This window comes from Quadrisphaera setariae (assembly GCF_008041935.1).
In the GTDB taxonomy this organism is placed as follows: Bacteria; Actinomycetota; Actinomycetes; order Actinomycetales; family Quadrisphaeraceae; genus Quadrisphaera; species Quadrisphaera setariae.
The window spans coordinates 68,237-92,495 of record NZ_VKAC01000007.1; the positions used below are offsets into that span (position 1 = coordinate 68,237).

Sequence of the window (24,259 nt, forward strand, 5' to 3'; positions counted from 1 at the left end):
GCGCAACCGGGTCCGCCCTGGTCCAGTGGGGCTCGTCACGGCCCGCAGGGTAGGCGCGCGCGGCAGGCGGCGGAGGCGGCGCCATGATGAGCCGGACCTGCCGCGTCCCGACGAAGGAGTCGCCCCCGTGCCCGCTCGCACCGCCCGCACCACGTCCCCCGCTGACGGCCTCGCACTGGCCACCACCACCTGGGACGACGTCGAGGGCCGCCCGCGCGGCGTGGTGCAGCTGGTGCACGGGCTGGCCGAGCACACCAGCCGCTACGACAGGTTCGCCCGGGCCCTCGGCGCCGCCGGCTACGTGGTCTCCGGCGCCGACACCCGCGGCCACGGCGGCTCGGTCTCCGCCGAGGTGCCGCTGGGCGGCTTCGGCGCCCCCGGCGCGGAGGGCTTCTTCGCCGACACCGCCGCCTACGGCGACCAGCTGGCCCGCCAGCACCGCGGCCTGCCCCTGTTCGCCTTCGCCCACTCCCTGGGGTCGATGTGCCTGCAGAACGTGCTGGTCGCCGGACCGGTGCCGTACGCCGGGGTGGTGCTGTCCGGCACGACGACGCTCGACGGGCTCATCGAGGTGGTCCAGGGCCTGGCCGCCGACCCCGGTGCCGGAGAGGGGCTGGCGGGGTTCAACGCCGGCTTCGAGCAGCGCACCGGCTTCGAGTGGCTCAGCCGCGACGCCGCCGAGGTGGACGCCTACGTCGCCGACCCGCTGTGCGGCTTCGCCACCGAGGACGCCGTCCTCGGGGGGATCCTCGCCACCGCCCAGCGCACCGCCGACCCGTCCGCGCTGGGGCGCATCCGCACCGACCTGCCGCTGCTGCTGGTCTCGGGCGACCGCGACCCGGTGGGCGGGCCCGGCGGCCGGAACGTCACGGCGCTGGCCGAGCGCTACCGGGCCGCGGGCCTGACCGACGTGACCGTGCGGCTCTACCCGGACGCCCGCCACGAGCTGGTCAACGAGACCAACCGCGACGAGGTCACCGCCGACGTCACCGCCTGGCTGGACGCGCACCTGCCCGCCTGAGCCCGGACGGGGTCTCCCCGGGTGGTCCACCGGGCGGGCCCGGCGCGGGACGGCCAGGATGGTCGGCGCGGACGTCCAGAACGGTGCGGCTGCTGCAGACCACGCTCCGTGAGGACCCCCATGACCACCGCTGACGCTGCCGCGCGCGACGCCACCACGTCGGCTCCGGACGGGCCCCTGCGCTGCGCCGTCGTCGTCAACCCGGCCCGCGTGGACGACCTCGAGCAGCGCCGCGCCGCCGTCGACACCGCCCTCGCCGACGCCGGCTGGCCCGCGCCGGAGTGGATCGAGACCACGCCGGACAGTCCCGGGATCGAGCAGGCCCGCCAGGCGGCGGCCGACGGCTTCGACGTGGTGTTCGCGTGCGGTGGCGACGGCACGGTCCGGGCGTGCGTGGAGGGCCTGGCCGGCACGTCCACCGCGCTCGCCATCCTCCCCGCCGGCACCGGCAACCTGCTCGCCACGAACCTCGGGGTGCCGCAGGACCCGACCGCCGGCGTGCGGCTGGTGCTGGAGCGCGGCCGGCGGAAGATCGACGTCGGCGTGGCCGCCCCCACGGACGAGGACGACGACGGCGGCGCCCCGTTCAGCAGCGCCTTCGCCGTCATGGCCGGCATGGGCTTCGACGCGGCGATGCTCGACGACGCCGACAAGCGCCTCAAGAGCGCGCTCGGGCCGGTCGCCTACGTGCTGTCAGCGCTGAAGCACCTGGGAGACCGGAGCATGGTCCTGGAGATCGTGCTCGACGACCGGCCGCCGCTGCGGCGGCGCGCGCGCAGCGTGGTGGTGGCCAACGTGGGGCGCCTGCAGGCCGGCGTGCTGCTGCTGGAGCAGGCCAGCCCCGACGACGGGCAGCTCGACGTCGCCGTCCTCGCTCCCCGCAGCCTCCTGCACTGGCTGCGCCTGGCGTGGGGCGTGGTGCGCCGCCACGAGCACGTGCCCCACCTGGAGGCGCACCGCGCCTCCCGCGTGGTGGTCCGCGCCGACCGCGAGCACCCCCGCGAGCTCGACGGCGACGTCATCGACCCGGCGCGGGTGCTGTCGATCACCGTGCACCGGCGGGCGCTGGAGCTGTGCGTGCCCCAGCCCGAGCGCAGCGCCGACCTGTCCGAGGGCTCCGAGCGGCTCTGAGCCGCTCTGAGCTGCTCGCCACCTCGGGCACGGTCGGGCGCGGGGCGGGCGACAGCCGCCGCACAGCACCTCGGTGGTGCACGCCCCAGGGGCACCGGGCAGGGTGGGAGCCGTGCACATCGCAGTGACCGGAGGATCCGGCAAGCTCGGGCGGGTGGTGGTGGCCGACCTGGTCGCCCACGGCCACACCGTCGTCAACCTCGACCAGGCCCCGCCGCCCGGCGGCCCGGGCGCCCTGCCGGAGGGTGCCCGCTTCCTCAGGACGGACCTCGCCGACCACGGCCAGTTGCTCGAGGCGCTGCTCGGCGTGGACGAGCACCACCGCCACGGCGTCGACGCCCTGGTCCACCTCGGCGCGATCCCCGCTCCGGGCCTGGCCACGGACGCGGTGACGTTCCAGAACAACATGATGAGCACCTACAGCGCGTTCGCCGCCGCCCGCGCGGCGGGCGTCCGCAACGTGGTGTGGGCCTCCTCGGAGACGGTGCTCGGGCTGCCGTTCCAGGAGGAGCCGCCGCCGTACGCGCCGGTCGACGAGGAGTACCACCCGCGGCCCAACTCCAGCTACTCGCTGAGCAAGGCGCTCGGGGAGGAGATGGCGGTGCAGTTCTGCCGCTGGGACCCCGAGGCGAAGATCATCGGACTGCGGTTCTCGAACGTCATGTACCCCGACCAGTACGCCGAGTTCCCCGACTACGACGCCGACCCGGGCACCCGCGTGTGGAACCTGTGGGGCTACATCGACGCCCGCGACGGCGCCCAGGCGGTGCGCAGGGCGCTGGAGCTGCAGACCACAGGCGCCGACGTCTTCATCATCGCCAACGCCGACACGGTCATGCAGCGCTCCTCGGCCGAGCTGATGGAGCAGGTCTTCCCCGACGTCGAGGTGCGCGGCGAGCTGGGCGAGCACGAGACGCTGCTGAGCATCGAGAAGGCCCGGCGGGTGCTCGGCTACGAGCCGCAGCACTCCTGGCGGAGCTCCTTCACCGCCTGAGGCCCTCCCTCCGTGATCATGGACGCCACCAGCACCACCACCCGTGATCATGGACGTTGCGAACACCGCGGTGCCAGGTCCACCTGCACTGCCAGGTCCTCAAGGCCGGATCCGGCCTTGAGGACCTGCCGCTGGGCCTCCTCCTGACACTGCCGAGCCGCGCGGGGAAGGCGGCAGCGCGCGCGGTCGTTGGAGGAGGGGATGAGCGCTCCAGCGACCACGCCCACCGCCTCCGCGCCCGCGGGGAGCGAGCCGCGCCTCACGCACGCCTTCGCCGACGCGCTGCCCGAGCTGGCCGTCCCGTGGAAGGCCGCACCGGCGCCGCACCCGCAGCTCCTGGTCCTCGACGAGGCGCTCGCCGCCGAGCTGGGCCTCGACCCGGCGTGGCTGCGCACGGCTGACGGGGTCCGGTTCCTCACCGGCGAGCACGTCACCGACGGTGCTCAGCCGGTGGCGCAGGTCTACGCCGGCCACCAGTTCGGCGGGTACTCCCCCCGCCTCGGCGACGGCCGCGCACTGCTCCTGGGCGAGCTGACCACCCGCAGCGGTGAGGTCCGCGACCTCCACCTCAAGGGCTCCGGGCGCACGCCGCTGTCCCGCGGCGGTGACGGCCTGGCCGCCGTCGGGCCCATGCTGCGCGAGCACGTCATCAGCAGCGCCATGCACGCCCTCGGCGTGCCGACGACGCGCGCGCTCGCCGTCGTCGCCACCGGCAGGGACGTGCAGCGCGAGGTGGTGCTGCCCGGCGCGGTGCTCGCGCGCACGGCGAGCAGCCACCTGCGCGTCGGCTCCTTCCAGTACGCCCGGGCCACCGGCGACCTCGGCCTGCTGCGCCGCCTCGCCGACGTCGCCACCGCCCGCCACCACCCCGCGGCCGCGGCCGCGGGGTCACCGCAGGACCAGGCGAAGGCCCTGCTCGACGCCGTCGTCGCCGCCCAGGCCGACCTCGTCGCGCAGTGGGTGCTGCTGGGCTTCGTCCACGGCGTCATGAACACCGACAACACGACGATCTCCGGCGAGACCATCGACTACGGCCCCTGCGCCTTCGTCGACGCCTACGACCCGGCCGCCTCCTTCTCCTCCATCGACCACGCCGGCCGCTACGCCTACGGCGCGCAGCCCGGCGTGCTGGAGTGGAACCTCGCCCGCTTCGCCGAGACGCTCCTCCCCCTCCTCGTGGAGGAGCAGGACGACGACGAGGGCAGCAGCGACCGCGCGGTGGCCATCGCCACGGAGTCCCTGGGGGCGTACCGGCCCCGGTTCGCGAGGGCGTGGCGCGCCGGCATGCGCCGCAAGATCGGGCTCGCGCACCTGGCTGGGGACGACGACGCCGTCGACCAGCTCGTCACCGACCTGCTGGGCCTGGCCCAGACCGACCACGTCGACCACACCGGCCTGTACCGGCGCCTGGCCGACGCGGCACGAGCCGGCAGCGGCGCACCCGCGCGCGACCTCTTCCTGGCGCGGGAGGCCTTCGACGCCTGGGCCGACCGCTGGCTGGTCCTCTCCCCCGACGCCGCCGCGATGGACGCGACCAACCCGGTCTACGTCCCGCGCAACCACCTCGTGGAGGAGGCGCTGGCCGCGGCGACGGACGGCGACCTCGCGCCGCTGGAGCGCCTCGTCGAGGTCGTGACGCACCCGTACGTGGAGCGGACCGGGTGGGAGCGCTACGCCGAGCCGGCCCCCGACGCCTTCGGCCCCTACACCACCTTCTGCGGCACCTGACCCCGCTCCCCGGCCGTGATCATGGACTCCACCACCACCAGCCTCCGTGATCATGGACGTCACCGACAGGCACTGTTGGCGAAGCCCATGATCACGGTGGGGTTGTCAGGGGGGCTGCTTAGGCTGTGGTGGTGAGCGAGCGGCTGCCCCTGTTCCCGCTGCGCACCGTGCTGGTGCCGGGTCTCGTGCTGCCCCTGACGATCTTCGAGCCGCGCTACGTCGCGCTCGTGGAGCACCTGCTGTCCCTGCCCGAGGAGCAGCGCGCGTTCGGCGTGGTCGCCCTGCGCCACGGACGCGACGCCGGCTCGCGCCCCGGTGCGGTGGACCTCCACGAGGTCGGCTGCACGGCCGTCGTGCGCGACGTCTCCGAGCCCGACGGTCCCGGTGACGGCCGGTACGAGCTCATCACCTCCGGCGCCGTGAGGTTCCGCCTCGACGGCGTCGACGAGTCCGCCGGCACGCCGTACCTCACCGGCCTGGTCAGCCCGGTCCCCGAGCGGGCCGGCGCCGACCCGGAGCGCCTCGCCGACCTCGCCACCTCCACCGCCGCCGCCTGGACGGCCTACCGCGTGCAGCTGGGCATCGCCACGACGGGCGTGCCCGGCGGCGTCCCGGAGGACCCGGCCGTGCTGAGCTACCTCGTCATGGCGGGCATGGTGCTCGACCTGCCCGAGCGCCAGCGCCTGCTGGAGCTCCCCGACACGGCGTCGCGGCTGCGCGAGGAGAGGGCGATCCTGCGCCGCGAGCAGGTGCTGATCTCCGAGCTGCGCTCCCTGCCCGCGCAGGAGCTCCTCGACGACCCGCCGGTCTACAACTGATGGCCAAGAAGCCCGCCGGCGGCAGCACGCCGGCCACCACCGCGCTGGCCAAGGCCGGTGTGGCGCACACCGTGCACCCCTACGAGCACGACGCCGCCGTCTCCGCCGAGGTCGGCTACGGCCTGGAGGCCGCGCACGCCCTCGGCATCGACCCGGCGCGCGTCTACAAGACCCTCGTGGTGGAGGTGGACGGCGCGCTCGGCGTCGCCGTGCTGCCGGTCAGCGCCAAGCTCGACCTCAAGGCCGTCGGCGCGGCCCTGGGCGGCAAGCGCGCCGCCATGGCCGACCCGTCCGCCGCCGAGCGCACCACCGGGTACGTGCGCGGCGGCATCAGCCCGCTGGGGCAGCGCAAGCGGCTGCCCACCGTCGTCGACAGCAGTGCCCTGGAGCAGCCGACCGTGCTCGTCAGCGGTGGCCGCCGCGGCCTGGACGTGGAGCTCGCCCCCGCCGACCTCGTCTCCCTGACGGGCGCCGCCGTGGCGCCCGTCACCGCCCCCTGAGCACCCTCACCACCGTGCAGTGCGACTACTACGACGCCGGGGTCTGCCGCTCGTGCACCCTCATGGGCGTCCCGGAGGACGTCCAGGTGGCCGACGCGCAGGCGCGCGTCGAGACGCTGCTGCCCACCGTCCCGACCTGGCTCGCCCCGGCCACCGGTCCGGCGAGCCGCTTCCGCAACCGCGCCAAGATGGTGGTCGCCGGCACCACCGACACCCCCACGCTGGGGATCCTCGACGAGGCCGGCCGCGGCGTCGACCTGGTCCGCTGCGGCCTGTACCCGGCTTCCACCACCGACGCCCTGGAGCCGCTGCGCGCCTTCGTCACCCGCGCCGCGCTGGTCCCCTACGACGTGGCCGCCCGCCGTGGCGAGCTGAAGCACGTCCACGTCACCACCAACGACGCCGGCGAGCTCATGGTCCGCTTCGTGCTGCGCTCCACCGAGTCGCTGCCGCGGATCCGCAAGCACCTCCCGTGGCTCCTCGAGCAGCTCCCCTCCGCCCGCGTGGTCTCCGCGAACCTGCTGCCCCAGCACGCCGCCCTGCTCGAGGGCGACGTCGAGGTGCCCCTCACCCCCGCCGAGCGCCTGCCCGTCCGCCAGGGCGCGGTGACGCTGCTCGCCCGTCCGCAGGGCTTCCTGCAGACCAACACCGACGTCGCCGGGCAGCTCTACGCCCAGGTCGCGTCCTGGGTGACCGATCTCGACGACGACGAGCGCCTCGGCGCGGCCGCCGCTGCGCCGGGCCACGGGCCGACCCGGCTGCGGGTGTGGGACCTCTACTGCGGCGCGGGCGGCTTCGCCCTGCACGTGGCTGCTCCCGGGCGGGACGTGGTCGGGGTGGAGACGAGCGAGCAGGCGGTCGCCGCCGCCCGGGACGCCGCGGGCGCCGCGGGGCTCAGCGGGACGGGCTTCATCCACGCCGACGCCACCTCGTGGGCGCGCGAGCAGCCGGGGCACGCCGCGCCCGACGTCGTCGTCGTCAACCCTCCGAGGCGGGGGCTGGGCGCGCAGCTGTGCGCGTGGCTCGACGCCGCTCCCCCGCGCACCCGCCACCTGCTCTACTCCAGCTGCAACCCGGCCTCGCTGGCGACGGACCTGGAGGCGCTGCCCGGGTGGGAGCCGGTGCGGGGGCGCCTGTTCGCGATGTTCCCGCAGACCGCCCACGCCGAGGTGCTGGTCCAGCTCCGCCGCCGCTGACCACCCCCCGGGTGGCCGACTCCCCATGATCACGGACGGGGGTCGAGCTCCTCTTCGTGATCATGGGCTCCCTCCACCCTGCTGCCGCTCCACGCGGCGGCCAGGTGGCCCATCGTCATCACCAGGGCGGCCACCGCCGGCCAGACGAGCAGCACCCCGGCGCTGTGGCTGCGCAGCGGGCTGACCAGCCCGCGGGCGGGGTCAGCGCCGGCAGCCAGCTGCGCCGCCACGGACGGCGGGCCCAGCCACGCCCCCAGCTGCGCGGCGAAGACAGCGCCGAACAGGCAGCCGGCGACGACGGCCAGGCTGCGGCGGGAGGGCGCGTCCCCGGGGCGCACCGCGGCGACGACACCGCAGAGGAGCCCTGCCGCCGCGCCGAGCCCCACGAGCCAGCCGTCCTGGGAAGCGGTGAGCTCGGGGTCGGCGGCGCCGAGCACGGACCCGCCCTGCAGCAGCACCACCGGCCCCGTCGGTGCGACGAGCCACCACACCACCCCGACCACCAGCCCCAGCAGCGCCGGGCCCAGCACCGGCGCGAGCGCACCAGCCCAGCCGGGCAGCGGAGACCTCAGCCGGGTCTTCACACCAGGCAGCTGGGACCCAGCAGCGCCTTGAGGTCCCCGAACAGCGACGGCGAGGGGGTCACCCGCAGCGCGTCGTCGAGGCAGACCAGCACCTGCTTGTCGGTGGTGAGCAGCTTCAGGTGCACGAGCGTCTGCCCGCGGTGGTCCTGCAGCACCCCGCGCAGGCGGTCGGCCACGGGCTCGGTGCACCGCTGCTCGGGCAGCGTGATGACCACGGGCCCGTCGGCGGCCACCGAGGTGTCGGGCACCGACAGGTCCTGCGCGTGCAGCGAGGGCACGTCGTCGCGCCGCGACAGCCGGCCGCGGACGACGACGACGGCGTCCGGCGCGAGCAGGTGCGCGAACTGCTCGTAGCTGCTGGGGAAGAACAGCACCTCCACCGCGCCGCCGAGGTCCTCGACGGTGGCGATGGCCCACTGCTTGCCCTGCTTGGTCATCTTGCGCTGCAGGCCCGTGATGAGCCCGGCGATGGTGACCATCGAGCCGTCCTGGCGGGACTCGTCGGTGAGGAGCGTGGCCACGGAGCAGTCCGCGGCGGAGCTCAGCACGTGCTCGAGCCCGAAGAGCGGGTGGTCGGAGACGTACAGGCCGAGCATCTCGCGCTCGCGGGCCAGCAGCTCCTTCTTGTCCCACTCGGGCAGGTCGGGGACGGCCACCGACAGCGCCGACCCCTGGCCGACGCCGTCCTCGTCGTCGTCGCCCATGAGGCCGCCGAAGAGGTCGTACTGGCCCTTCTCCTCCTGGCGCTTGAGGCCGACCACCGAGTCGACGGCGTCCTCGTGCACGGCGAGCAGCGCCCGCCGGTTGGCGCCCAGGGAGTCGAAGGCGCCCGCCTTGATGAGCGACTCCACCGTGCGCTTGTTGCACACCACAGCGGGGACCTTGGCGAGGAAGTCGCCGAAGCTCGTGAAGGCGCCCTTCTCCTCGCGGGCCTTCTCGATCGCGTCGACGACGTTCTCGCCGACGTTGCGGATGGCCGCCAGGCCGAAGCGGATGTCGGGGCCGACCGCGGCGTACGTGGCGATCGACTCGTTGACGTCCGGCGGGAGCACGGTGACGCCCATGCGGCGGCACTCGTTGAGGTAGAGCGCGGACTTGTCCTTGTCGTCGCGCACGGACGTCAGCACCGCGGCCATGTACTCGGCCGGGTAGTGCGCCTTGAGGTAGGCGGTCCAGTAGGAGACGACGCCGTACGCCGCGGAGTGCGCCTTGTTGAAGGCGTAGTCGGAGAACGGGAGCAGCACGTCCCACAGGGCCTTGACCGCGGCCTCGGAGAAGCCGCGCTCGTGCATGCCGCCGGAGAACTTCTCGTACTGCTTGTCCAGCTCGGACTTCTTCTTCTTGCCCATCGCCCGCCGCAGCAGGTCCGCCTGACCGAGGCTGAAGCCCGCCACGGTCTGCGCGATGGACATCACCTGCTCCTGGTAGACGATCAGGCCGTAGGTGGTGCCCAGCACCTCCGCGAGCGGCTCGGCCAGCTCGGGGTGCAGGGGCGTGATCTCCTGCTGGCCGTTCTTGCGCAGCGCGTAGTTGGTGTGGCTCCCGGCGCCCATCGGGCCGGGGCGGTAGAGGGCGCCGACGGCGGAGATGTCCTCGAAGTTGTCGGGGCGCATGAGGCGCAGCAGCGAGCGCATGGGCCCGCCGTCGAACTGGAAGACGCCGAGGGTGTCTCCGCGCTGCAGCAGCGCGTACGTCTCGGGGTCGTCGAGCTCGAGCTCCTCGAGCACCACCTTCTCGCCGCGGTTGCGCTCCACGAGGCGGACGGCGTCGTCCATGATCGTGAGGTTGCGCAGGCCGAGGAAGTCCATCTTGATCAGACCGAGGGACTCGCAGCTCGGGTAGTCGAACTGGGTGATGACCTGGCCGTCCTGCTCGCGGCGCATGATCGGGATGAGGTCGATCAGCGGCTCGCTCGACATGATGACGCCGGCGGCGTGCACGCCCCACTGCCGCTTCAGGCCCTCGAGCTGCTTGGCCGTCTCGACGACCTTCTGCACGTCGGCCTCGGCCTCGTACAGCTCGCGGAACTCCTTGCCCTCCGCGTAGCGGTTGTGGGTGGGCTCGAAGATCTGGGTGAGCGGAACGTCCTTGCCCATCACCGCGGCGGGCATCGCCTTGGTGATCCGGTCGCCCATGGCGAACGGGTAGCCGAGCACGCGCGAGGCGTCCTTGACGGCCTGCTTGGCCTTGATGGTGCCGTAGGTGACGATCTGCGCGACCCGGCTCTCGCCGTACTTCTCCGTCACGTACCTGATGACCTCGCCGCGTCGGCGCTCGTCGAAGTCGATGTCGAAGTCGGGCATGGAGACGCGGTCGGGGTTGAGGAACCGCTCGAAGATCAGGCCGTGGCGCTGCGGGTCGAGGTCGGTGATCTCCAGGGCGTACGCGGCGATCGAGCCCGCACCGGAACCGCGGCCGGGGCCCACGCGGATGCCGTTGCGCTTGGCCCAGCGGATGAAGTCGGCGACGACGAGGAAGTACCCCGAGAAGCCCATCTTGGTGATGACGCCGATCTCGTACTCGGCGACGCGGCGGCTCTCGTCAGGCACCTCGCCCTTGAACCGCATGAGCAGGCCGCGCTCGACCTCCTTGACGAACCAGGAGTCCTCGCTCTCCCCCTCCGGCACGGGGAAGCGCGGCATGTACGTGCCGATGCCCTCGGAGAACTCCACCGAGCAGCGCTCGGCGATGGCGAGGGTGTTGTCGCAGGCCTCGGGCAGCTCGCGCCACAGGTGGCGCATCTCCGCGGGGGTCTTGAGGTAGAACTCGTCGGCGTCGAACTTGAAGCGGTTCGGGTCCGCCAGCGTGGAGCCCGACTGCACGCACAGCAGCGCCGCGTGGCCCTCGGAGTGCTCCGGGCGCGTGTAGTGCAGGTCGTTGGTGGCGACCAGCGGGATGCCGAGGTCCTTGGCGAGGCGGATCAGGTCCTTCTGGATGCGGGTCTCGATCTCGAGCCCGTGGTCCATGATCTCGCAGTAGAAGTTCTCCGCGCCGAAGATGTCGCGGAACTCCGCGGCTGCTGCGACCGCCTGGTCGTACTGGCCCAGCCGCAGGCGGGTCTGCACCTCACCGGACGGGCAGCCCGTGGTCGCGATGATGCCCCCGCCGTAGGTGTTGAGCAGCTCCCGGTCCATGCGGGGCTTGAAGTAGTGCCCCTCGAGGCTGGCGAGGCTCGCCATGCGGAAGAGGTTGTGCATGCCCGCGGTGTCCTGCGCCCACATCGTCATGTGGGTGTAGGCGCCGGAGCCGGAGACGTCGTCGCGGCCGGCGCTCGGGTCTCCCCACTTCACGCGGGTCTTGTCGCCGCGGGCGGTGCCCGGGGTGAGGTAGGCCTCGAGGCCGATGACGGGGTTGACCCCGTGCTTGCGCCCGGCCTTCCAGAACTCGTACGCGCCGAAGATGTAGCCGTGGTCGGTGGTCGCCAGCGCCGGCATGCCCATCTCGGCGGCCGTGGCGAACAGCTCGTCGATCCTCGCGGCCCCGTCGAGCATCGAGTACTCGGTGTGGTTGTGCAGGTGGACGAACGAGTCACCAGCGGGCATGGGGCGAGGACCTCCGTGGAGCAGGCGGAGCAGGCGCGGGGAAGACGCCCCACTGTAGGCGCCGGGGACGACGACGAGGGCCTCACCCGAGACCCGTCCGGCGCGCCGCCACGGACCTGCTGGTGGGTCCATCGGGGCGTGACGCCCGACGCGCAGAACCCCGCGACACGCCGTCCTGGACCCGGTCCAGCTGACTTCTGCACGTCCGGCGTCACGGGCTCGGCTGATCCCCAGCGTCCCGCCCAGCAGGCAGAACTCCTGTGGCCCGGTCTGCGGGGCACCTGGACGCGACTTCTGCACGTCCGACGGGACGGGTGCGGGGCCCACCGGGCCTCGGGTTGACGTGGTCTGGAAGATCTATTTAGGTGAGGCTGTCCTAAGTAGCACTGGAGTGACTCCGGTGCTCGGCAACCACCTTCCCTGGAGACCCGTGGACACCACGCACCGCCCCCGTCCCTCCGAGACGCCGCTGCGCAGCCTCGCGGCTCCACCGCCCGCCCTCGGCGGAACCGCTCCGGCGCGCAGGCACCTCCTCGACGCCGGGAGCGCCGAGGAGTACCGCTGCGCGGTGGCCCAGGGAGCGGAGCGCGTCGCCCGCCACATCTCGGCCGCCCAGCGGCCGACCACCGGCGCCGACCCCGCCGACCTGCAGCGCGCCGTCGACGCCGTGGACCTCGACACCCCGCTCGGGGAGGTCGGGCCTGCCCTGGACGAGCTGGAGCGCCTCTACCTGCGCGACGCGGTCTGGTTCCACCACCCGACCTACCTCGCGCACCTCAACTGCCCCGTGGTGGTCCCCGCCGTGCTCGGGGAGACCGTCATCGCCGCGGTGAACTCCAGCCTCGACACCTGGGACCAGAGCAGCGGTGCCACGCACGTGGAGCGCCGCCTGGTCCGCTGGACCGCCGACCGGCTCGGCCTGCCCGCCACCGCGGACGGCGTCTTCACCTCCGGCGGCACGCAGTCCAACCTGCAGGCGCTGCTGCTCGCCCGCGACGAGGCCTGCGAGCGGCTGCGCACCGAGCACCCCCGCGCCCGGCTGCCCGAGCTGCTGGGCCGGCTGCGCGTGCTGGTCTCAGAGGTGGGCCACTTCAGCACCACCACGGCGTGCCGGCTGCTGGGCCTCGGCGACGACGCCGTCATCACCGTCCCCGTGGACGAGGCCGTGCGGATGCGCCCCGACGCCCTCCAGTGCGCCCTCGCCGAGTGCGCCGCGCAGGGGCTCGTGCCCGCGGCGGTGGTCGCGACCGCCGGCACCACCGACTTCGGCAGCATCGACCCGCTGCACGAGGTCGGTGCGCTGGCCGCGAGCGCCGGGGCGTGGTTCCACGTCGACGCCGCCTACGGCGGCGGACTGATCACCTCGCGGCGCCGCCGCCACCTGCTGGACGGCATCGACCGCGCGGACTCGGTCACCGTCGACTTCCACAAGACCTTCTTCCAGCCCGTCAGCTCCAGCGCGCTGCTGGTGCGCGACGCGGCGTCGCTGCGGCACGTCGCCCACCACGCCGACTACCTCAACCCCGAACCGGGCACGCTCCTCGACGCCGGGCTGCCCGTGGCGCCGGACCAGGTGGGCAAGAGCCTGCAGACCACCCGCCGCTTCGACGCGCTGAAGCTGTGGCTGACGCTGCGGATCATGGGCGCCGACGCGGTCGGCGAGCTCGTCGACACCGTGGTCGACACCGCCGCCGCCGCCCACCGCGTGCTCGCGGCCGACCCGCGTCTGGAGGTGGTCGTGGCGCCGGAGCTGTCCACGCTCGTCTTCAGGTTCCGCCCCGGCGCGGGCCCGCACGCCCACCTGGGGCCCCAGGAGCTGGACCGGCTGGTCCGCCGCGTGCGGGCGTCCGTGGGCAGCGAGGGCCTGGCGGTGCTGGGGGGCACCACCGTGCGCGGGCGCGCCCACCTCAAGCTGACCCTGCTCAACCCGGCGACGACGGTCGAGCACGTCCGCGAGGTCATCGCCCTCGTGCACGAGCACGCGGAGCGGCTGCTGCTCGCAGACGAGCCGCTCGTGCTCGACGAGGAGCCGCTGGGGGCGACGGCATGAGCACCACCACCAGCACCACGAGCAGCAGCACCAGCACAGCCGGCGGCGTCGAGCGGGTGCACTACCTCCTCGGCATCGGCCTGGGCCCGTTCAACCTGGGCCTGGCCGCGCTCGCCGAGCCCCTCGGCCTGGACTGCCTCTTCCTGGAGCGCAAGGACCGCTTCGCGTGGCACCCGGGGATGCTGCTGCCCAGCTCCACGCTCCAGGTGCCGTTCATGGCCGACCTCGTGACGATGGCGGACCCCACCTCGCGCTACTCCTTCCTCAACCACCTCAAGCGCGAGGGCCGCCTGTACCGCTTCTACATCCGCGAGAGCTTCTACCCGCTGCGGGTGGAGTTCGACAGGTACTGCCGCTGGGTGGCCGACCAGCTGCCGTCGGTGGAGTGCGGCTGGGACGTCCGCGACGTCACCTGGCACCCCGAGCTCGACGCCACCGGCCAGGGCCGCTTCACCGTGGAGTCGGTGGACGCCGGAGGCCGGCACCGCACCGACCACGCGCGTCGGCTGGTGCTGGGCACCGGCACCCCGCCGCACGTGCCCGCCGCCTTCGCCGACGTCGCCGACGACGACGCCGTGGTCCACACCGCCGACTACCTCGCCGCGCGCGAGCTCCTCCAGCAGCACCGCTCCGTCACCGTGGTGGGCAGCGGGCAGAGCGCCGCAGAGGTCTACCGCGACCTGCTGCCCGAGGCCCGCACCCACGGCTACCGGCTCGACTGGGTCACCCGCTCCCCGCGGTTCTTCCCGCTGGAGTACACCAAGCTGACGCTGGAGATGACCTCCCCGGAGTACGCCGACTACTTCCACGCCCTGCCCGCTGGCACGCGCGACGACCTGCTGGTCAGCCAGGCCCAGCTGTACAAGGGCATCGACGGGGAGCTGGTCGACGAGATCTACGACCTCCTCTACGAGCTCGACGTCGACGGTCCCCCGCCCACCCGCCTGTTCACCGGCACCGCGTGCGAGCGGGTGGTCCGCGAGGGCGGCGGCTACCGCCTCCACCTGCACCACGCCGAGCAGGACCGCCGGTCCTCGCTCACCACCGACGCCGTGGTCATGGCGACGGGCTACCGCCAGCAGGTGCCCGGCTTCTGCCGCGGCGTCGCCGAGCACCTGCGCTGGGACGAGCACGGGCGGTTCGACGTCACCCGCGACTACCGCGTGGACCTCGCCGGTGGTCATCAGGACGACGACGAGGGGCGCGGCTCCTCGGCGCCCGCCCCCGCGGGGTCGGTGTTCGTGCAGAACGCCGAGGCGCACACGCACGGCTTCGTGGCCCCCGACCTCGGCATGGCCGCCTACCGCAACAGCTGCATCCTGCGCGCGGTGCTCGGGCGGGAGCCGTACCCGGTGGAACGGGCCATCGCGTTCCAGCACTTCGGCGTTCCCGCCACCGACCCACCGCTCTCCGGAGCGCCGCTCTCGGGGACACCGCGCGCCCGCTCCTCGGGCAACGGCGGCGCGCCGGCGGGAGCGACCCCGCGAGCCGGCCGTCCCAGCCGCTCCCGGGCGGGCGCTGCCGTCGGGGGGCGGCGGTGAGCGCGCTCGCGTCGTCGTCGTCGTCCTCCTCCGACAGCACAGCGGACGTGGCGCGCTGGGGCGAGGTGGTCTGGCGCGCGGTCGACCCCGACCTCGACGGCGACCTGCTGCACCGCTGGCTCACCGCACCGCGGGCCCGGTTCTGGATGATGCAGGGCTGGACCCGCGAGCAGGTGGTCGCCGAGTACCGGCGCATCGCCGCGAGCGCCACCCACGAGGCGCTGCTCGGCACCCTCGCGGACGCGGCCGACGCCGACCCGGTGCTGCTGGTGGAGCGGTACGACCCGGCGTCGGACCCCGTGGGCGGGACCTACTCCGTGCAGCCCGGGGACGCGGGGATGCACCTGTTCGTCGCCCCGCCCGCGGGACCGCCGCAGCCCGGGTACACGTCCGAGGCGATGCACGCCGCTCTCGCGCTGCTCTTCGCCGACGGCGCGGTGCAGCGGGTGGTGGTGGAGCCCGACGTCGCCAACCTCGCCGTGCAGCGGCTCAACGAGCGGTGGGGCTTCGAGGTGCACCGCGACGTCACCCTGCCCGGCAAGACCGGACGCCTCAGCACCTGCACCCGCGCCGCCTTCGAGAGGGCGCGCGCCGACCACGGGAGGACCGCATGAGCAGCCACGAGACCGTTCCGAGTCCAGCTGAGCACCTCACCCCCGCGGTGTGGGAGCGCGCTGACCGGGCCCTGGTGGCCAAGGCGCTGGGCGAGTACGCCCACGAGCTGCTGATCAGCCCCGAGCGCGTGGACGGTGACCGCTACCGGCTGGTCACGGCCGCCGCCGTCTACTCGTTCACCGCCCGGCGGCTGCCGCTCGACCACTGGGCCGTCGACCCGGACAGCGTGCAGGTGCAGCGCTCGGACGGGTCAGGAGCCGGCGTCCCGGACCGCCCGCGCGCCACCCAGCTGGTGCTCGACCTGCGTGACGAGCTGGGCCTGACCGACGCGGTGCTGCCGCTGTACCTGGAGGAGGTCGCTGCGAGCACCGCCGCTCGCGCCTGGACGCTGCACCGCGGCGGTCCCAGCTGCGAGGAGCTGCTGGAGGCCGGGTTCCAGGAGGTCGAGGCGGCGATGACCGCCGGGCACCCGGTGTTCGTGGCGAACAGCGGGCGCATCGGCTTCGACCTCGACGACCTGCGGCGCTACGCGCCGGAGTCGGGTGCGGCGTTCGAGGTCGAGTGGGTGGCGGTCCGCAGGGACCGGTGCGTGCTGGCCCTCGGGGACGGGCTGGACGAGGAGTCGCTGTACGCGGGCGAGCTGGACGCGGTGGTGCGGGAGCGGTTCCGGGAGGTGCTGCGCGGGCACGGGCTCGATCCGGCCGGCTACCTGCCGGTGCCGGTGCACCCGTGGCAGTGGCGCCGGCGGGTGCTCACCACCTTCGCCCCCGAGCTGGCGGACCGGACCCTGGTGCACCTGGGCACCGACGGCGACGCCCGGCGCGCGCAGCAGTCGGTGCGCACCGCCTTCAACGCCTCCCACCCGCGGCGGTGGTATGTGAAGACGGCGCTGTCGGTGCTCAACATGGGCTTCCTGCGAGGGCTGTCCACCGAGTACATGAGCGTCACGCCCGCCATCAACGACTGGGTGCACGACGTGGTCTCCTCCGACCCGGTGCTGCTCGAACGCGGGTTCCGGGTGCTGCGCGAGCGGGCCGCCGTCGGCTACCGCTCGCCGCTGTACGAGCAGGCCACCCCGAAGGGCTCGCCGTACCGCAAGATGCTGGCCGCCCTGTGGCGCGAGAGCCCCGTCCCGCTGGTCGAGCCGGGGCAGCGGCTCATGACCATGGCGGCGCTGCTGCACCGCGACGACGACGGGCGCTCCTTCGCCGCCGCGCTCGTGCGGGCCTCCGGCCTGGCCCCGCGCGACTGGGGGCGCCGCTACCTCGAGGCGTACCTCGTGCCGGTGCTGCGCTGCTACTACGCGCACGACCTGGTCTTCATGCCGCACGGGGAGAACCTCATCCTCGTGCTGGAGGACCACGCCGTGGTCAGCACGTTCATGAAGGACGTCGGCGAAGAGGTGGCGCTGCTCGACCCGGTCGCGCCGCTGCCCGCCGACGTCGAGCGGATCCGCGCCGACATCCCCGAGCACCTGAGGCTGCTGTCGGTGCAGACCGACGTCTTCGACTGCTTCTTCCGGCAGCTGTCCGCGCTGCTCGACGAGGCCGGCGTCCTGGCCGCGGCCGACTTCTGGGACGAGGTCGCCGCCTGCGTGCTCGACCACCAGCGCGCCCACCCGGAGGACGCCGCCGCGCACGCCCGGGGCGACCTGTTCACCCCGGCCTTCGCCCGCTCGTGCCTCAACCGGCTGCAGCTGCGCGACAACCAGCAGATGGTCGACCTCGCGGACCCCGCCACCGCCATCCGCGTCGTCGGCGAGCTCGAGAACCCGCTGGCTGCTGCCGCTCCAGCGCGCGGCGCCCGCTCGGGGGCACTGGTCACCAGCACCTGAGGTGAGAGGCCGTCCCGTCCAGCATGCAGAAGTCGGCCACCCCTGATCCACGAGGCCGTCTGCTCGACTTCTGCATGCTCGGCGGGACACCTGCTCATGGCCGGCGCCCCGTCCGGGCTGGTACCAAGGTCACGTGCCCGCTCCGTCCGCTGCAGCGCTGCGACGGCTGGCGGAGGAGCGGACGGCGTGGCTCTGCGTGCTGCGGCCCGACGGCTCGCCGCACCTCACTCCCGTCTGGTTCTGCTTCGTCCAGGGGTCGTGGTGGGTCTGCAGCGCCGCCCGCAACCGGAAGGTCGCCCACCTCACCGCTGACCCGCGGGTCAGCATCGCCCTGCCCGACGGCGACCACCCGCTGGTGGCTGAAGGCTCCGCGCGGCTGATGACCAGCGACTTCCCGCCCGACGTCGTCGCCGCCTTCGCCGAGCGGCACGGCTGGGACATCACCGACCCGGGCCCCGAGGGGCCGCTCGCGCTCGTCGAGGTGCCCGTGAGCCGCTGGCTGATGGGCGGCTGACGGTCAGAGGTCGACCTGCCGCAGGTGCCGGGTGACCTGGAAGCCCGCCCGCTCGTAGCGGCTGAGGGCACGCCGGCCGGAGTGCAGCGGTGCGTGGCGGCGTTCCGCTCCGCCCACGTCACGAACGCCGAGACGAAGGCGACAGGCTCCTCGTCCGGTGTCCCGTCGGAGCCCCACTCGTCCCACCAGCGCCACCGGAGCGCCGCGACGGCGGGCAGGTCCTCTGGGAGAGCTGCCCTGATCGCGATGGCCGCCACACGACCAGCGTTCAGGGCGGCGACTCGTCCCGTCCAGCATGCAGAAGTCCGGACGGACGGCCTCTCAGGCGGTTCCGGCCGACTTCTGCCTGCTCGGCGGGGCAGGCCCCGTGACGCCGGACGGGCAGAACCTCGCGACGCGCCGCCCTGAGCGCCGTCCGGCCAGGTTCTGCACGTCCGGCATCACGGCCGCCTCACCAGACGGGCCGGGCCCGCGCCGCCGCCGCGTGCAGCCCTTTCGTCGAGACCACCACGGACGTCTCCTCGATGCCGCGGTCGGGCCACGCGCACACCACCCGCATCGTGGGGAGCGGCGGGAGCGGCCACAACCAGATCCCCCGCCGCCAGCTGTCGTACCAGACCTGCGGACGGCCGACCCCGTCCAGCACCGGGTGCGACGGGTTCCACTCCGAGGGGTCGGCCTCCTCCGGCCTCTCGTTCCAGGGGCTCTCGTCGAGCGTCGTGACGCGACGGCCGTCGGCGAGCTCGACGCCCCAGCGAAGACCACCGGCTCCCAGACAGAGGTCCAGCTGGCCGCGCCCGTGGTGGAGGCCCAGCGCCGCGAACAGCCTCCGCCGTGCCTCGCGTCCCCCCTCCCGCACGTGGACGGCCAGGTCGAGCACCACGCCGGCGGGGTAGGCATCGGCGCCCTGGACGCTGACGACGGTCGACTCGGAGCGCCCGATCTCAACGCCCAGGTCCGCGACGCCGGGCCGCACGCCGTGGGGCGGCCCGTACCAGTCGGCCAGCTGGAACGGCGGGTCCTCCTCGTCGTGGTCCTCGGACGGCGTGAACTGTGGGAAGAACGACGACGAGGCCATGATCCAGCCTGGCACCGGCACCCCGGCGCGTCACTAGGGTCGGCGCATGGGACGCCAGGTCTGGGTGACCGCCACCGTCGCCGCTCCGCCCGACCGCCTCTGGCACCTCACGCAGGACACCGCCCACCACCCCCGCTGGGACCTGCGCTTCAGCTCCATCACCCCCGCCGGCCACGACGACGACGGCCACCAGCGCTTCACCTACTCCCTGGCGCTGCCGCACCCGCGGCTCCCCCTGCTGACGGTCCGCGGCACCGGGACGAGCACCGCAGAGCGGCGCGGCGACGACGGCGCGGGCACCTCCGCCATCCGCTTCACCGCCGGCGACGCCCCCGCCGACCGACTGTCGCCGCTGGCCAGCGGCACCGGCTTCTGGCGCTATGCGCCCCAGGCCGACCGCACCCGGTTCACCACCGGCTACGACTACCGCCCCGGCTGGGGCCGCCTCGGCGCTGCGCTCGACCCGTGGCTGACCCGGCCGCTGGTCGGCTGGGCGACGGCGTGGAGCTTCGACAGGCTCCGGCTGTGGGCCGAGCACGACCAGACCCCCGAGCGCAGCCGCGACCTCGCGCTGGCGTGGACGGCGGCACGCGTCGTCGTCCTGGTGGTGGCCGCAGCCCTGGGGAGGCGGAAGCCGGCGCTCGCCCTGGCGGCCCTGGGCGCTCTGGCGCTCCCACCACCGTCCTGCGTGCCGAGCGCGCGACGCTGCAGCCGCCGCCCGGACCGCCGCGCGGGCCGAGGGGTGCAGCGGTGAGCGTGGTGCTGCACGCCCTCGGCGACGACGCTGCCCTCCTGCACCCCCAGCTGCGCCGCAGGTTCGGGGCTGGCACGGCCTCCGGGTACAGCTGCGTGGGGCGCGGGGTCATGGAGGAGGTGTGGCACGGACCGGCGTGGACGCTGCCGTTCCTGCACGTGGGCGCGTGGCGCAACATCCTGGTCCCCGACGCCGCCACGGACGTGCCCTTCACCGTCGAGAACTACGCCTACACCGACTCCTTCGGGCGCGAGACGCTCACCGTGGTGCGCACCTTCGAGGTCGGTGCTGGGCGCCGGCGGCGCTTCGACGCCACGCTCGTCGACGGCTCCCCCGACGGCCGACCGGGCTCGGGCCGGGTGCTCGACTACCTCGGCACGCACCAGCACCTCGCCGTGGACCTGCGCCTGCGCGTCGACGAGCACGGCGCGCTGCGCCTGACCTCCCACGGCCAGCGCTTCTACGAGGGTCCGGTCGGGTTCCGCTTCCCGATGCTCGCCTCGGGCACGGCAGAGCTGCGGGAGGCCTACGACGACGAGCACCAGCGCTTCACCATCGACGTGCGCGTCACCAACCGGCGCTTCGGGCCGCTGGTCGGGTACCGCGGGTGGTTCACCTGCTCCTACCCCGACGTGGTCGGCGAGGCGGTGCCGGCGTCGGTGAAGCCCTTGCGGGAGGAGCGCCGCCGGTGACCGGCGCGTTCGCCGTCTTCCTCAACGGCAGCTTCGGCGTCGGGAAGAGCACGGTGCTGGAGCACCTTGGCGACCAGCTCGCCGCGGCCGGCACGCCGTTCGCGCTGGTGGACGTCGACTGGTTCCACCGCAGCTGGCCACCGGCCCCCGACGACCCCGAGAACGTGCTCGGTGAGGCGGAGAACATTGCCGCCGTCTGGGCCACCTACCGCCACGCGGGTCCGCGGCAGCTGGTCGTCAGCGGCGTCATCCGCTCCGGCGCAGACCGCGAGCGCTACGAGCGCGCCACCGGGCTCCCGGTCCGCTCGGTGCGCCTCGAAGCGGACGCGGCCACCAGCGAGCAGCGCCTGCGCCGCCGGTACAGCGCCGACCAGCAGACCGCTCTGGACTGGCACCTGCAGCGCCACCGGGCCCTGGCCGAGCAGCTGCGCGCCGCCGACCTCGACGAGCTGGCGCTCGACACGGCGGCGATGGCGCCGGCGCAGGTCGCGGGCGCCGTGCGGCGGCACGTCGGGCTCTGACCGAGGGCTGCCCAGCGGGGAGGGCGGCCGGGGTGGCGCTCAGGCGCCCGAGGGGACCCCCGGGACCTCGGGCCGGTGGCCGGTCGCCACGAGGAAGGTGGCGTCCACGTCGTCACCGCCGGCCAGGCCCGAGAGGTACAGGTCCCGCACGCGCGCCACCTGCGCCGCCGCCAGGCCCGACAGCAGACCGCGGAAGCCGGACCCGAGCACCAGCAGCCACAGCTCCTCGGCGGAAGCGGGCACGGCGTGGGGGTGACGGGTGACGACGACGTCGTCCAGACCTCGGGCCCCGACCCACGCGGCGAGAGCGGCTCCCTCTCCGAGCTGCTGGGCGGCGGCCGAGGCCGACCAGGCGGGCAGCGCCTCCTCCCGGACCGCGGCGACCGCCTCCACGAGCGCTCGCCCCGCGACCGCGAGCGCGCCGGTGGCCCACGTGGTGATCACCACCCTCCCGCCCGGGCGGGCGCACCGCACGAGGTGCTCGGTGCCCGCCGCGGGATCGAGGAGGAAGAAGACGCCGAGCACGCCCTGGACGAGGTCGTACCCGCGCCCCGGCCACGCGGTGGCGTCGGCGGTGTGCGCCTCGAGGCAGGGGAGACCACCCGCGGACCGGGCAGCCTGCTGGAGCTGGGCCACGGCGGCTGACGAGACGTCGACGGCGTCGACGGCGCCCGCCGGTCCGACGGCGGCCGCCGCCAGGAGCGCCGAGGGGCCGGTGCCGCAGCAGGCGTCCAGCACGCGCTCCCCCGCGGCAGGGGCGCTGCGGGCGACGGTCGCGGCCGCCACCGGCTCCCACAGCAGCGGAGCCAGCAGCACGGCGTCGGCGGCAGCCGCGTCGAAGGCGCCGGGTCCGGCGCTCACGAGCAGACCAGCCCGTCGGTGAGCGCCCGCAGGTTGGCGTCGGCGGTCGCGACGAGGTCGGCCCCGGGCTCGCGGGCGCTCTCCATGGGGTCCAGCACACCGGTCGCCGTCCCCAGCCGCGAGGCGAGGGCGCGGGTGACGGCGTCGGTGGCCTCGGTCTCGAAGTACAGGGTCCGCACGCCGGTGTCCTGGACCTGCTCGACGACCGCCCGCAGGCGCGCCGGGGTGGGTTCCACCTCGGGGTCGAGGCCCGCGACGCCGAGCTGCTGGAGCCCGTACCGGTCGGCCAGGTAGCCGAACGCCTCGTGCGAGGTGACCAGCGAGGCGCCGCGGCAGGGAGCGAGGCCGTCGGCGTAGCGCTGGTCGAGGGCGGTCAGGTCGGTGCGCAGCTGGGCGGCGCGCTGGCGGTAGCCGTCGGCGCGGTCGGGGTCCGCTGCAGCCAGCGCGCCGGCGACCTCGTCGCCGACGTCGGCCAGTCGCAGCGGGTCGAGCCAGAAGTGCAGGTCGTCGCCGTCCAGCGCAGCGGCCTCGGTCACGTCGACGACGCGCTCGGGTGCGGCGTCCGACAGCGCGGCGTCGACGCCCGCCTGCAGGCCGGGCAGCGCCACCACCAGGTCGGCCCGGGACAGCCGAAGCGCCTGCGACGGGGCGAGCTCGGCCTCGTGGACGTCCGTGCCCGCAGACAGGGCGCTGGTGGCGGTCGCGTCGTCGCCGGCGATCCGCTCGGTGACGTACTGCAGCGGGTAGGCGGCGGTGACGACGTCGAGCCGCTCGTCGGCAGGGGCGTCGTCCTGCGGAGGGGCGCCGGAGCAGGCGGTGAGCAGCAGCAGCGCCGCCGCCGCCGAGGTGGCGACGGCGGCGCTGGACACCCGCGGGGTGAGGGTCACGCCGAGGCGGTCTCGTGGTCGTGGGCGTGGTCGCCGCCGTGCGGGGCCTCACCGGTGGCGATGGCCAGCTCGTCGGGGACGACGTCGAGCGCACCCGTGGCGAAGACCTCGCCGGTGGCGACGTCGACCGCGTGGACCTGCCGGGTCGCGGGCTCGGTGACGTAGGCGGTGCCCTCGTGGACGCGGATGGCGGGTCGTGGCTCCTGCCAGTCCTCCGGCTCCTCCCACGGCGCGACCACGGGGACGGACCGGACCACGGCGGCGGTGGCGGGGTCGATGACGTGGATCGAGCCGTCGGTGCCCAGCACCAGCGCTTCGCCGTCGTCACCGCGGGCGAGCGAGCGGAAGGTGTAGGAGGAGGGCAGGTCCACCAGGCGCATCGAGGCGTCGCGGGTGTCGATGATGGAGACCCGGGTCGGGCGCTCGAGGGTCTCGGCCTCGGCGGCGGCGCCGTCGGACTTGTAGTCGCCCAGCACGAACGGCGACTCCTCGTGGCCCGCCTGGTTGCCGATGCGGCCGTAGGCGTCGGGGGCCTGCGCCTTGGTGGTGGTCCCGCTCTGGCCGCCGGTGTGCACGAGCACGCCGTCCTTGCAGCCGATGACGACGGCCTCGTCGGCAGCGACGGCCTCGCCGTGCACGCCAGGGCAGGAGTCGTTGCGGCTGACCTCCGCCCCGGCGGCGTCCAGCACCCGGATGCCGGTCCGGGCGTCCTCGGTGCCCTCGGAGACGACGTAGGAGCCGTCGGAGAGCTGCACCGCCACGCCGTGGTGGGCTGCGGGCGTCCTCAGCTCGGTGCGCGCTGCGGCGGGGTCGGCGACGTCGGCGGAGTCGACGGTGGTGAACGCGCCGGTGCCGTCGTCGAAGAAGACCGTGCGCCCCTCGTGGACGACGACGTGCCCGGGCTTGGTGGCGGTGTAGGAGACGTCGGTCAGGGCGGGGGCTGCGGTCCAGTGGTGGTCGTGGTCGCCGTGGGGCTCGGCCCAGGTCCCGGCGTCGAGCAGCCGGAACCCGCCGCTGCCGCTGACCGCCACGTGCCGCCCGTCACCGGCGGGGTTGACCCGCAGGTAGCCGTCCTGCTGGACCTCGCCGACGGGCTCCAGGGTGGTGGCGTCCAGCACGGTCAGGCCGCCGCGGTGGGTGAGGACCAGGCGCGGGGTGGAGGCGGCCTGCTCCGTGGGCGCGGCAGCAGCGGACGTCGGAGCCGTGGAAGGCGCTGCAGCGTCGACGGCGGCCGGTGAGGCGCCGCAACCGGCGAGGACGAGCGGGAGGACGGTCAGGGGGGTGAGGGCGAGGAGGCGGCGGTGCCGCCCGGCCCGGGGATGGGTGAGCACGGCGACGACGGTAGCTTTAATGAGAATGATTCTCAACATTGTTGTTGCGCTGCGACCGACCCGCTGT

General features: G+C 74.3%; 21 protein-coding genes. 15 read left to right on the forward strand and 6 right to left on the reverse strand.

Translation table 11 applies throughout. From position 1 onward, the window contains the following. Positions 1-127: 127 nt before the first annotated feature. The 7 genes from FMM08_RS12670 (at position 128) to FMM08_RS12700 (ending at position 7,388) form a co-directional block, all read left to right on the forward strand. Complete coding sequence (locus FMM08_RS12670) at positions 128-1,021, forward strand: alpha/beta fold hydrolase (RefSeq protein ID WP_222710727.1); 894 nt, start codon at positions 128-130, stop codon at positions 1,019-1,021. A 120-nt stretch (positions 1,022-1,141) separates the two neighbouring features. Next, positions 1,142-2,152 (forward strand): diacylglycerol/lipid kinase family protein, encoded by a 1,011-nt coding sequence (locus tag FMM08_RS12675; RefSeq protein WP_147926745.1) that lies wholly within the window; start codon positions 1,142-1,144, stop codon positions 2,150-2,152. A gap of 112 nt (positions 2,153-2,264) precedes the next feature. Continuing rightward, positions 2,265-3,146 (forward strand): NAD-dependent epimerase/dehydratase family protein, encoded by an 882-nt coding sequence (locus FMM08_RS12680; protein WP_147926746.1) that lies wholly within the window; start codon positions 2,265-2,267, stop codon positions 3,144-3,146. Positions 3,147-3,347: 201 nt separating this feature from the next. Continuing rightward, positions 3,348-4,874 (forward strand): protein adenylyltransferase SelO, encoded by a 1,527-nt coding sequence (locus FMM08_RS12685; protein WP_147926747.1) that lies wholly within the window; start codon positions 3,348-3,350, stop codon positions 4,872-4,874. Positions 4,875-5,005: 131 nt separating this feature from the next. Further along, entirely contained in the window at positions 5,006-5,692 is a 687-nt protein-coding gene (locus FMM08_RS12690) for an LON peptidase substrate-binding domain-containing protein (protein WP_222710729.1), read from the forward strand. Next, entirely contained in the window at positions 5,692-6,192 is a 501-nt protein-coding gene (ybaK, locus tag FMM08_RS12695; RefSeq protein ID WP_147926748.1) for a Cys-tRNA(Pro) deacylase, read from the forward strand. The genes FMM08_RS12690 and ybaK overlap by 1 nt, the downstream gene beginning before the upstream one ends. A 14-nt stretch (positions 6,193-6,206) precedes the next feature. Next, positions 6,207-7,388, forward strand: coding sequence for a methyltransferase domain-containing protein (locus tag FMM08_RS12700; protein WP_147926749.1), 1,182 nt, complete (start codon positions 6,207-6,209; stop codon positions 7,386-7,388). Between the two features lie 29 nt (positions 7,389-7,417). On the opposite strand, the gene FMM08_RS12705 is transcribed toward FMM08_RS12700, so the two are convergent. After that, a complete protein-coding gene (locus tag FMM08_RS12705; RefSeq protein ID WP_147926750.1) occupies positions 7,418-7,972 on the reverse strand; it encodes a hypothetical protein in 555 nt (184 codons plus the stop codon). Continuing rightward, positions 7,969-11,514 carry a DNA polymerase III subunit alpha gene (gene dnaE / locus FMM08_RS12710; protein ID WP_147926751.1) on the reverse strand — a complete coding sequence of 1,182 codons (3,546 nt, stop codon included), beginning with the start codon at positions 11,512-11,514 and terminating at the stop codon, positions 7,969-7,971. Before dnaE ends, FMM08_RS12705 begins: the two co-directional genes overlap by 4 nt. Before the next feature lie 469 nt (positions 11,515-11,983). On the opposite strand from dnaE, the gene FMM08_RS12715 reads away from it, so the two are divergent. From FMM08_RS12715 to FMM08_RS12735, 5 genes are all read left to right on the forward strand, one after another. Next, on the forward strand, positions 11,984-13,564 hold the full coding sequence (locus FMM08_RS12715) for a pyridoxal phosphate-dependent decarboxylase family protein (protein WP_147926942.1): 1,581 nt from the start codon (positions 11,984-11,986) through the stop codon (positions 13,562-13,564). Then, on the forward strand, positions 13,561-15,105 hold the full coding sequence (locus FMM08_RS12720; protein ID WP_147926752.1) for a lysine N(6)-hydroxylase/L-ornithine N(5)-oxygenase family protein: 1,545 nt from the start codon (positions 13,561-13,563) through the stop codon (positions 15,103-15,105). The genes FMM08_RS12715 and FMM08_RS12720 overlap by 4 nt, the downstream gene beginning before the upstream one ends. Further along, positions 15,102-15,719 carry a GNAT family N-acetyltransferase gene (locus tag FMM08_RS12725; RefSeq protein ID WP_222710730.1) on the forward strand — a complete coding sequence of 206 codons (618 nt, stop codon included), beginning with the start codon at positions 15,102-15,104 and terminating at the stop codon, positions 15,717-15,719. Before FMM08_RS12720 ends, FMM08_RS12725 begins: the two co-directional genes overlap by 4 nt. Beyond that, on the forward strand, positions 15,716-17,554 hold the full coding sequence (locus tag FMM08_RS12730; RefSeq protein WP_147926753.1) for an IucA/IucC family protein: 1,839 nt from the start codon (positions 15,716-15,718) through the stop codon (positions 17,552-17,554). The genes FMM08_RS12725 and FMM08_RS12730 overlap by 4 nt, the downstream gene beginning before the upstream one ends. A gap of 133 nt (positions 17,555-17,687) precedes the next feature. Beyond that, positions 17,688-18,068, forward strand: coding sequence for a pyridoxamine 5'-phosphate oxidase family protein (locus FMM08_RS12735; RefSeq protein WP_147926754.1), 381 nt, complete (start codon positions 17,688-17,690; stop codon positions 18,066-18,068). 451 nt (positions 18,069-18,519) lie between these two features. Here FMM08_RS12735 and FMM08_RS12740 read toward each other — a convergent pair whose 3' ends face one another. After that, complete coding sequence (locus FMM08_RS12740) at positions 18,520-19,146, reverse strand: hypothetical protein (RefSeq protein WP_147926755.1); 627 nt, start codon at positions 19,144-19,146, stop codon at positions 18,520-18,522. A 46-nt stretch (positions 19,147-19,192) separates the two neighbouring features. Between FMM08_RS12740 and FMM08_RS12745 the strand changes: the two genes are divergently transcribed. From FMM08_RS12745 to FMM08_RS12755, 3 genes are read left to right on the forward strand one after another with little or no spacing between them, the layout of a single operon-like run. Beyond that, positions 19,193-19,900: an SRPBCC family protein gene (locus FMM08_RS12745; RefSeq protein ID WP_147926756.1), complete on the forward strand. Its 708-nt coding sequence runs from the start codon at positions 19,193-19,195 to the stop codon at positions 19,898-19,900. After that, positions 19,897-20,592, forward strand: coding sequence for a DUF4166 domain-containing protein (locus FMM08_RS12750; RefSeq protein WP_147926757.1), 696 nt, complete (start codon positions 19,897-19,899; stop codon positions 20,590-20,592). Before FMM08_RS12745 ends, FMM08_RS12750 begins: the two co-directional genes overlap by 4 nt. Further along, positions 20,589-21,113 (forward strand): AAA family ATPase, encoded by a 525-nt coding sequence (locus FMM08_RS12755; RefSeq protein WP_187279737.1) that lies wholly within the window; start codon positions 20,589-20,591, stop codon positions 21,111-21,113. The genes FMM08_RS12750 and FMM08_RS12755 overlap by 4 nt, the downstream gene beginning before the upstream one ends. A gap of 39 nt (positions 21,114-21,152) precedes the next feature. Here the strand turns inward: FMM08_RS12755 and FMM08_RS12760 are convergent, their stop codons facing one another. The 3 genes from FMM08_RS12760 to aztD are packed head-to-tail and all read right to left on the reverse strand — an operon-like array spanning position 21,153 to position 24,231. Then, positions 21,153-21,974, reverse strand: coding sequence for a class I SAM-dependent methyltransferase (locus tag FMM08_RS12760; protein ID WP_147926759.1), 822 nt, complete (start codon positions 21,972-21,974; stop codon positions 21,153-21,155). After that, complete coding sequence (locus tag FMM08_RS12765) at positions 21,971-22,861, reverse strand: metal ABC transporter substrate-binding protein (protein ID WP_147926760.1); 891 nt, start codon at positions 22,859-22,861, stop codon at positions 21,971-21,973. The genes FMM08_RS12760 and FMM08_RS12765 overlap by 4 nt, the downstream gene beginning before the upstream one ends. Then, on the reverse strand, positions 22,858-24,231 hold the full coding sequence (gene aztD / locus FMM08_RS24125) for a zinc metallochaperone AztD (RefSeq protein ID WP_369431716.1): 1,374 nt from the start codon (positions 24,229-24,231) through the stop codon (positions 22,858-22,860). The genes FMM08_RS12765 and aztD overlap by 4 nt, the downstream gene beginning before the upstream one ends. Positions 24,232-24,259: the final 28 nt, after the last annotated feature.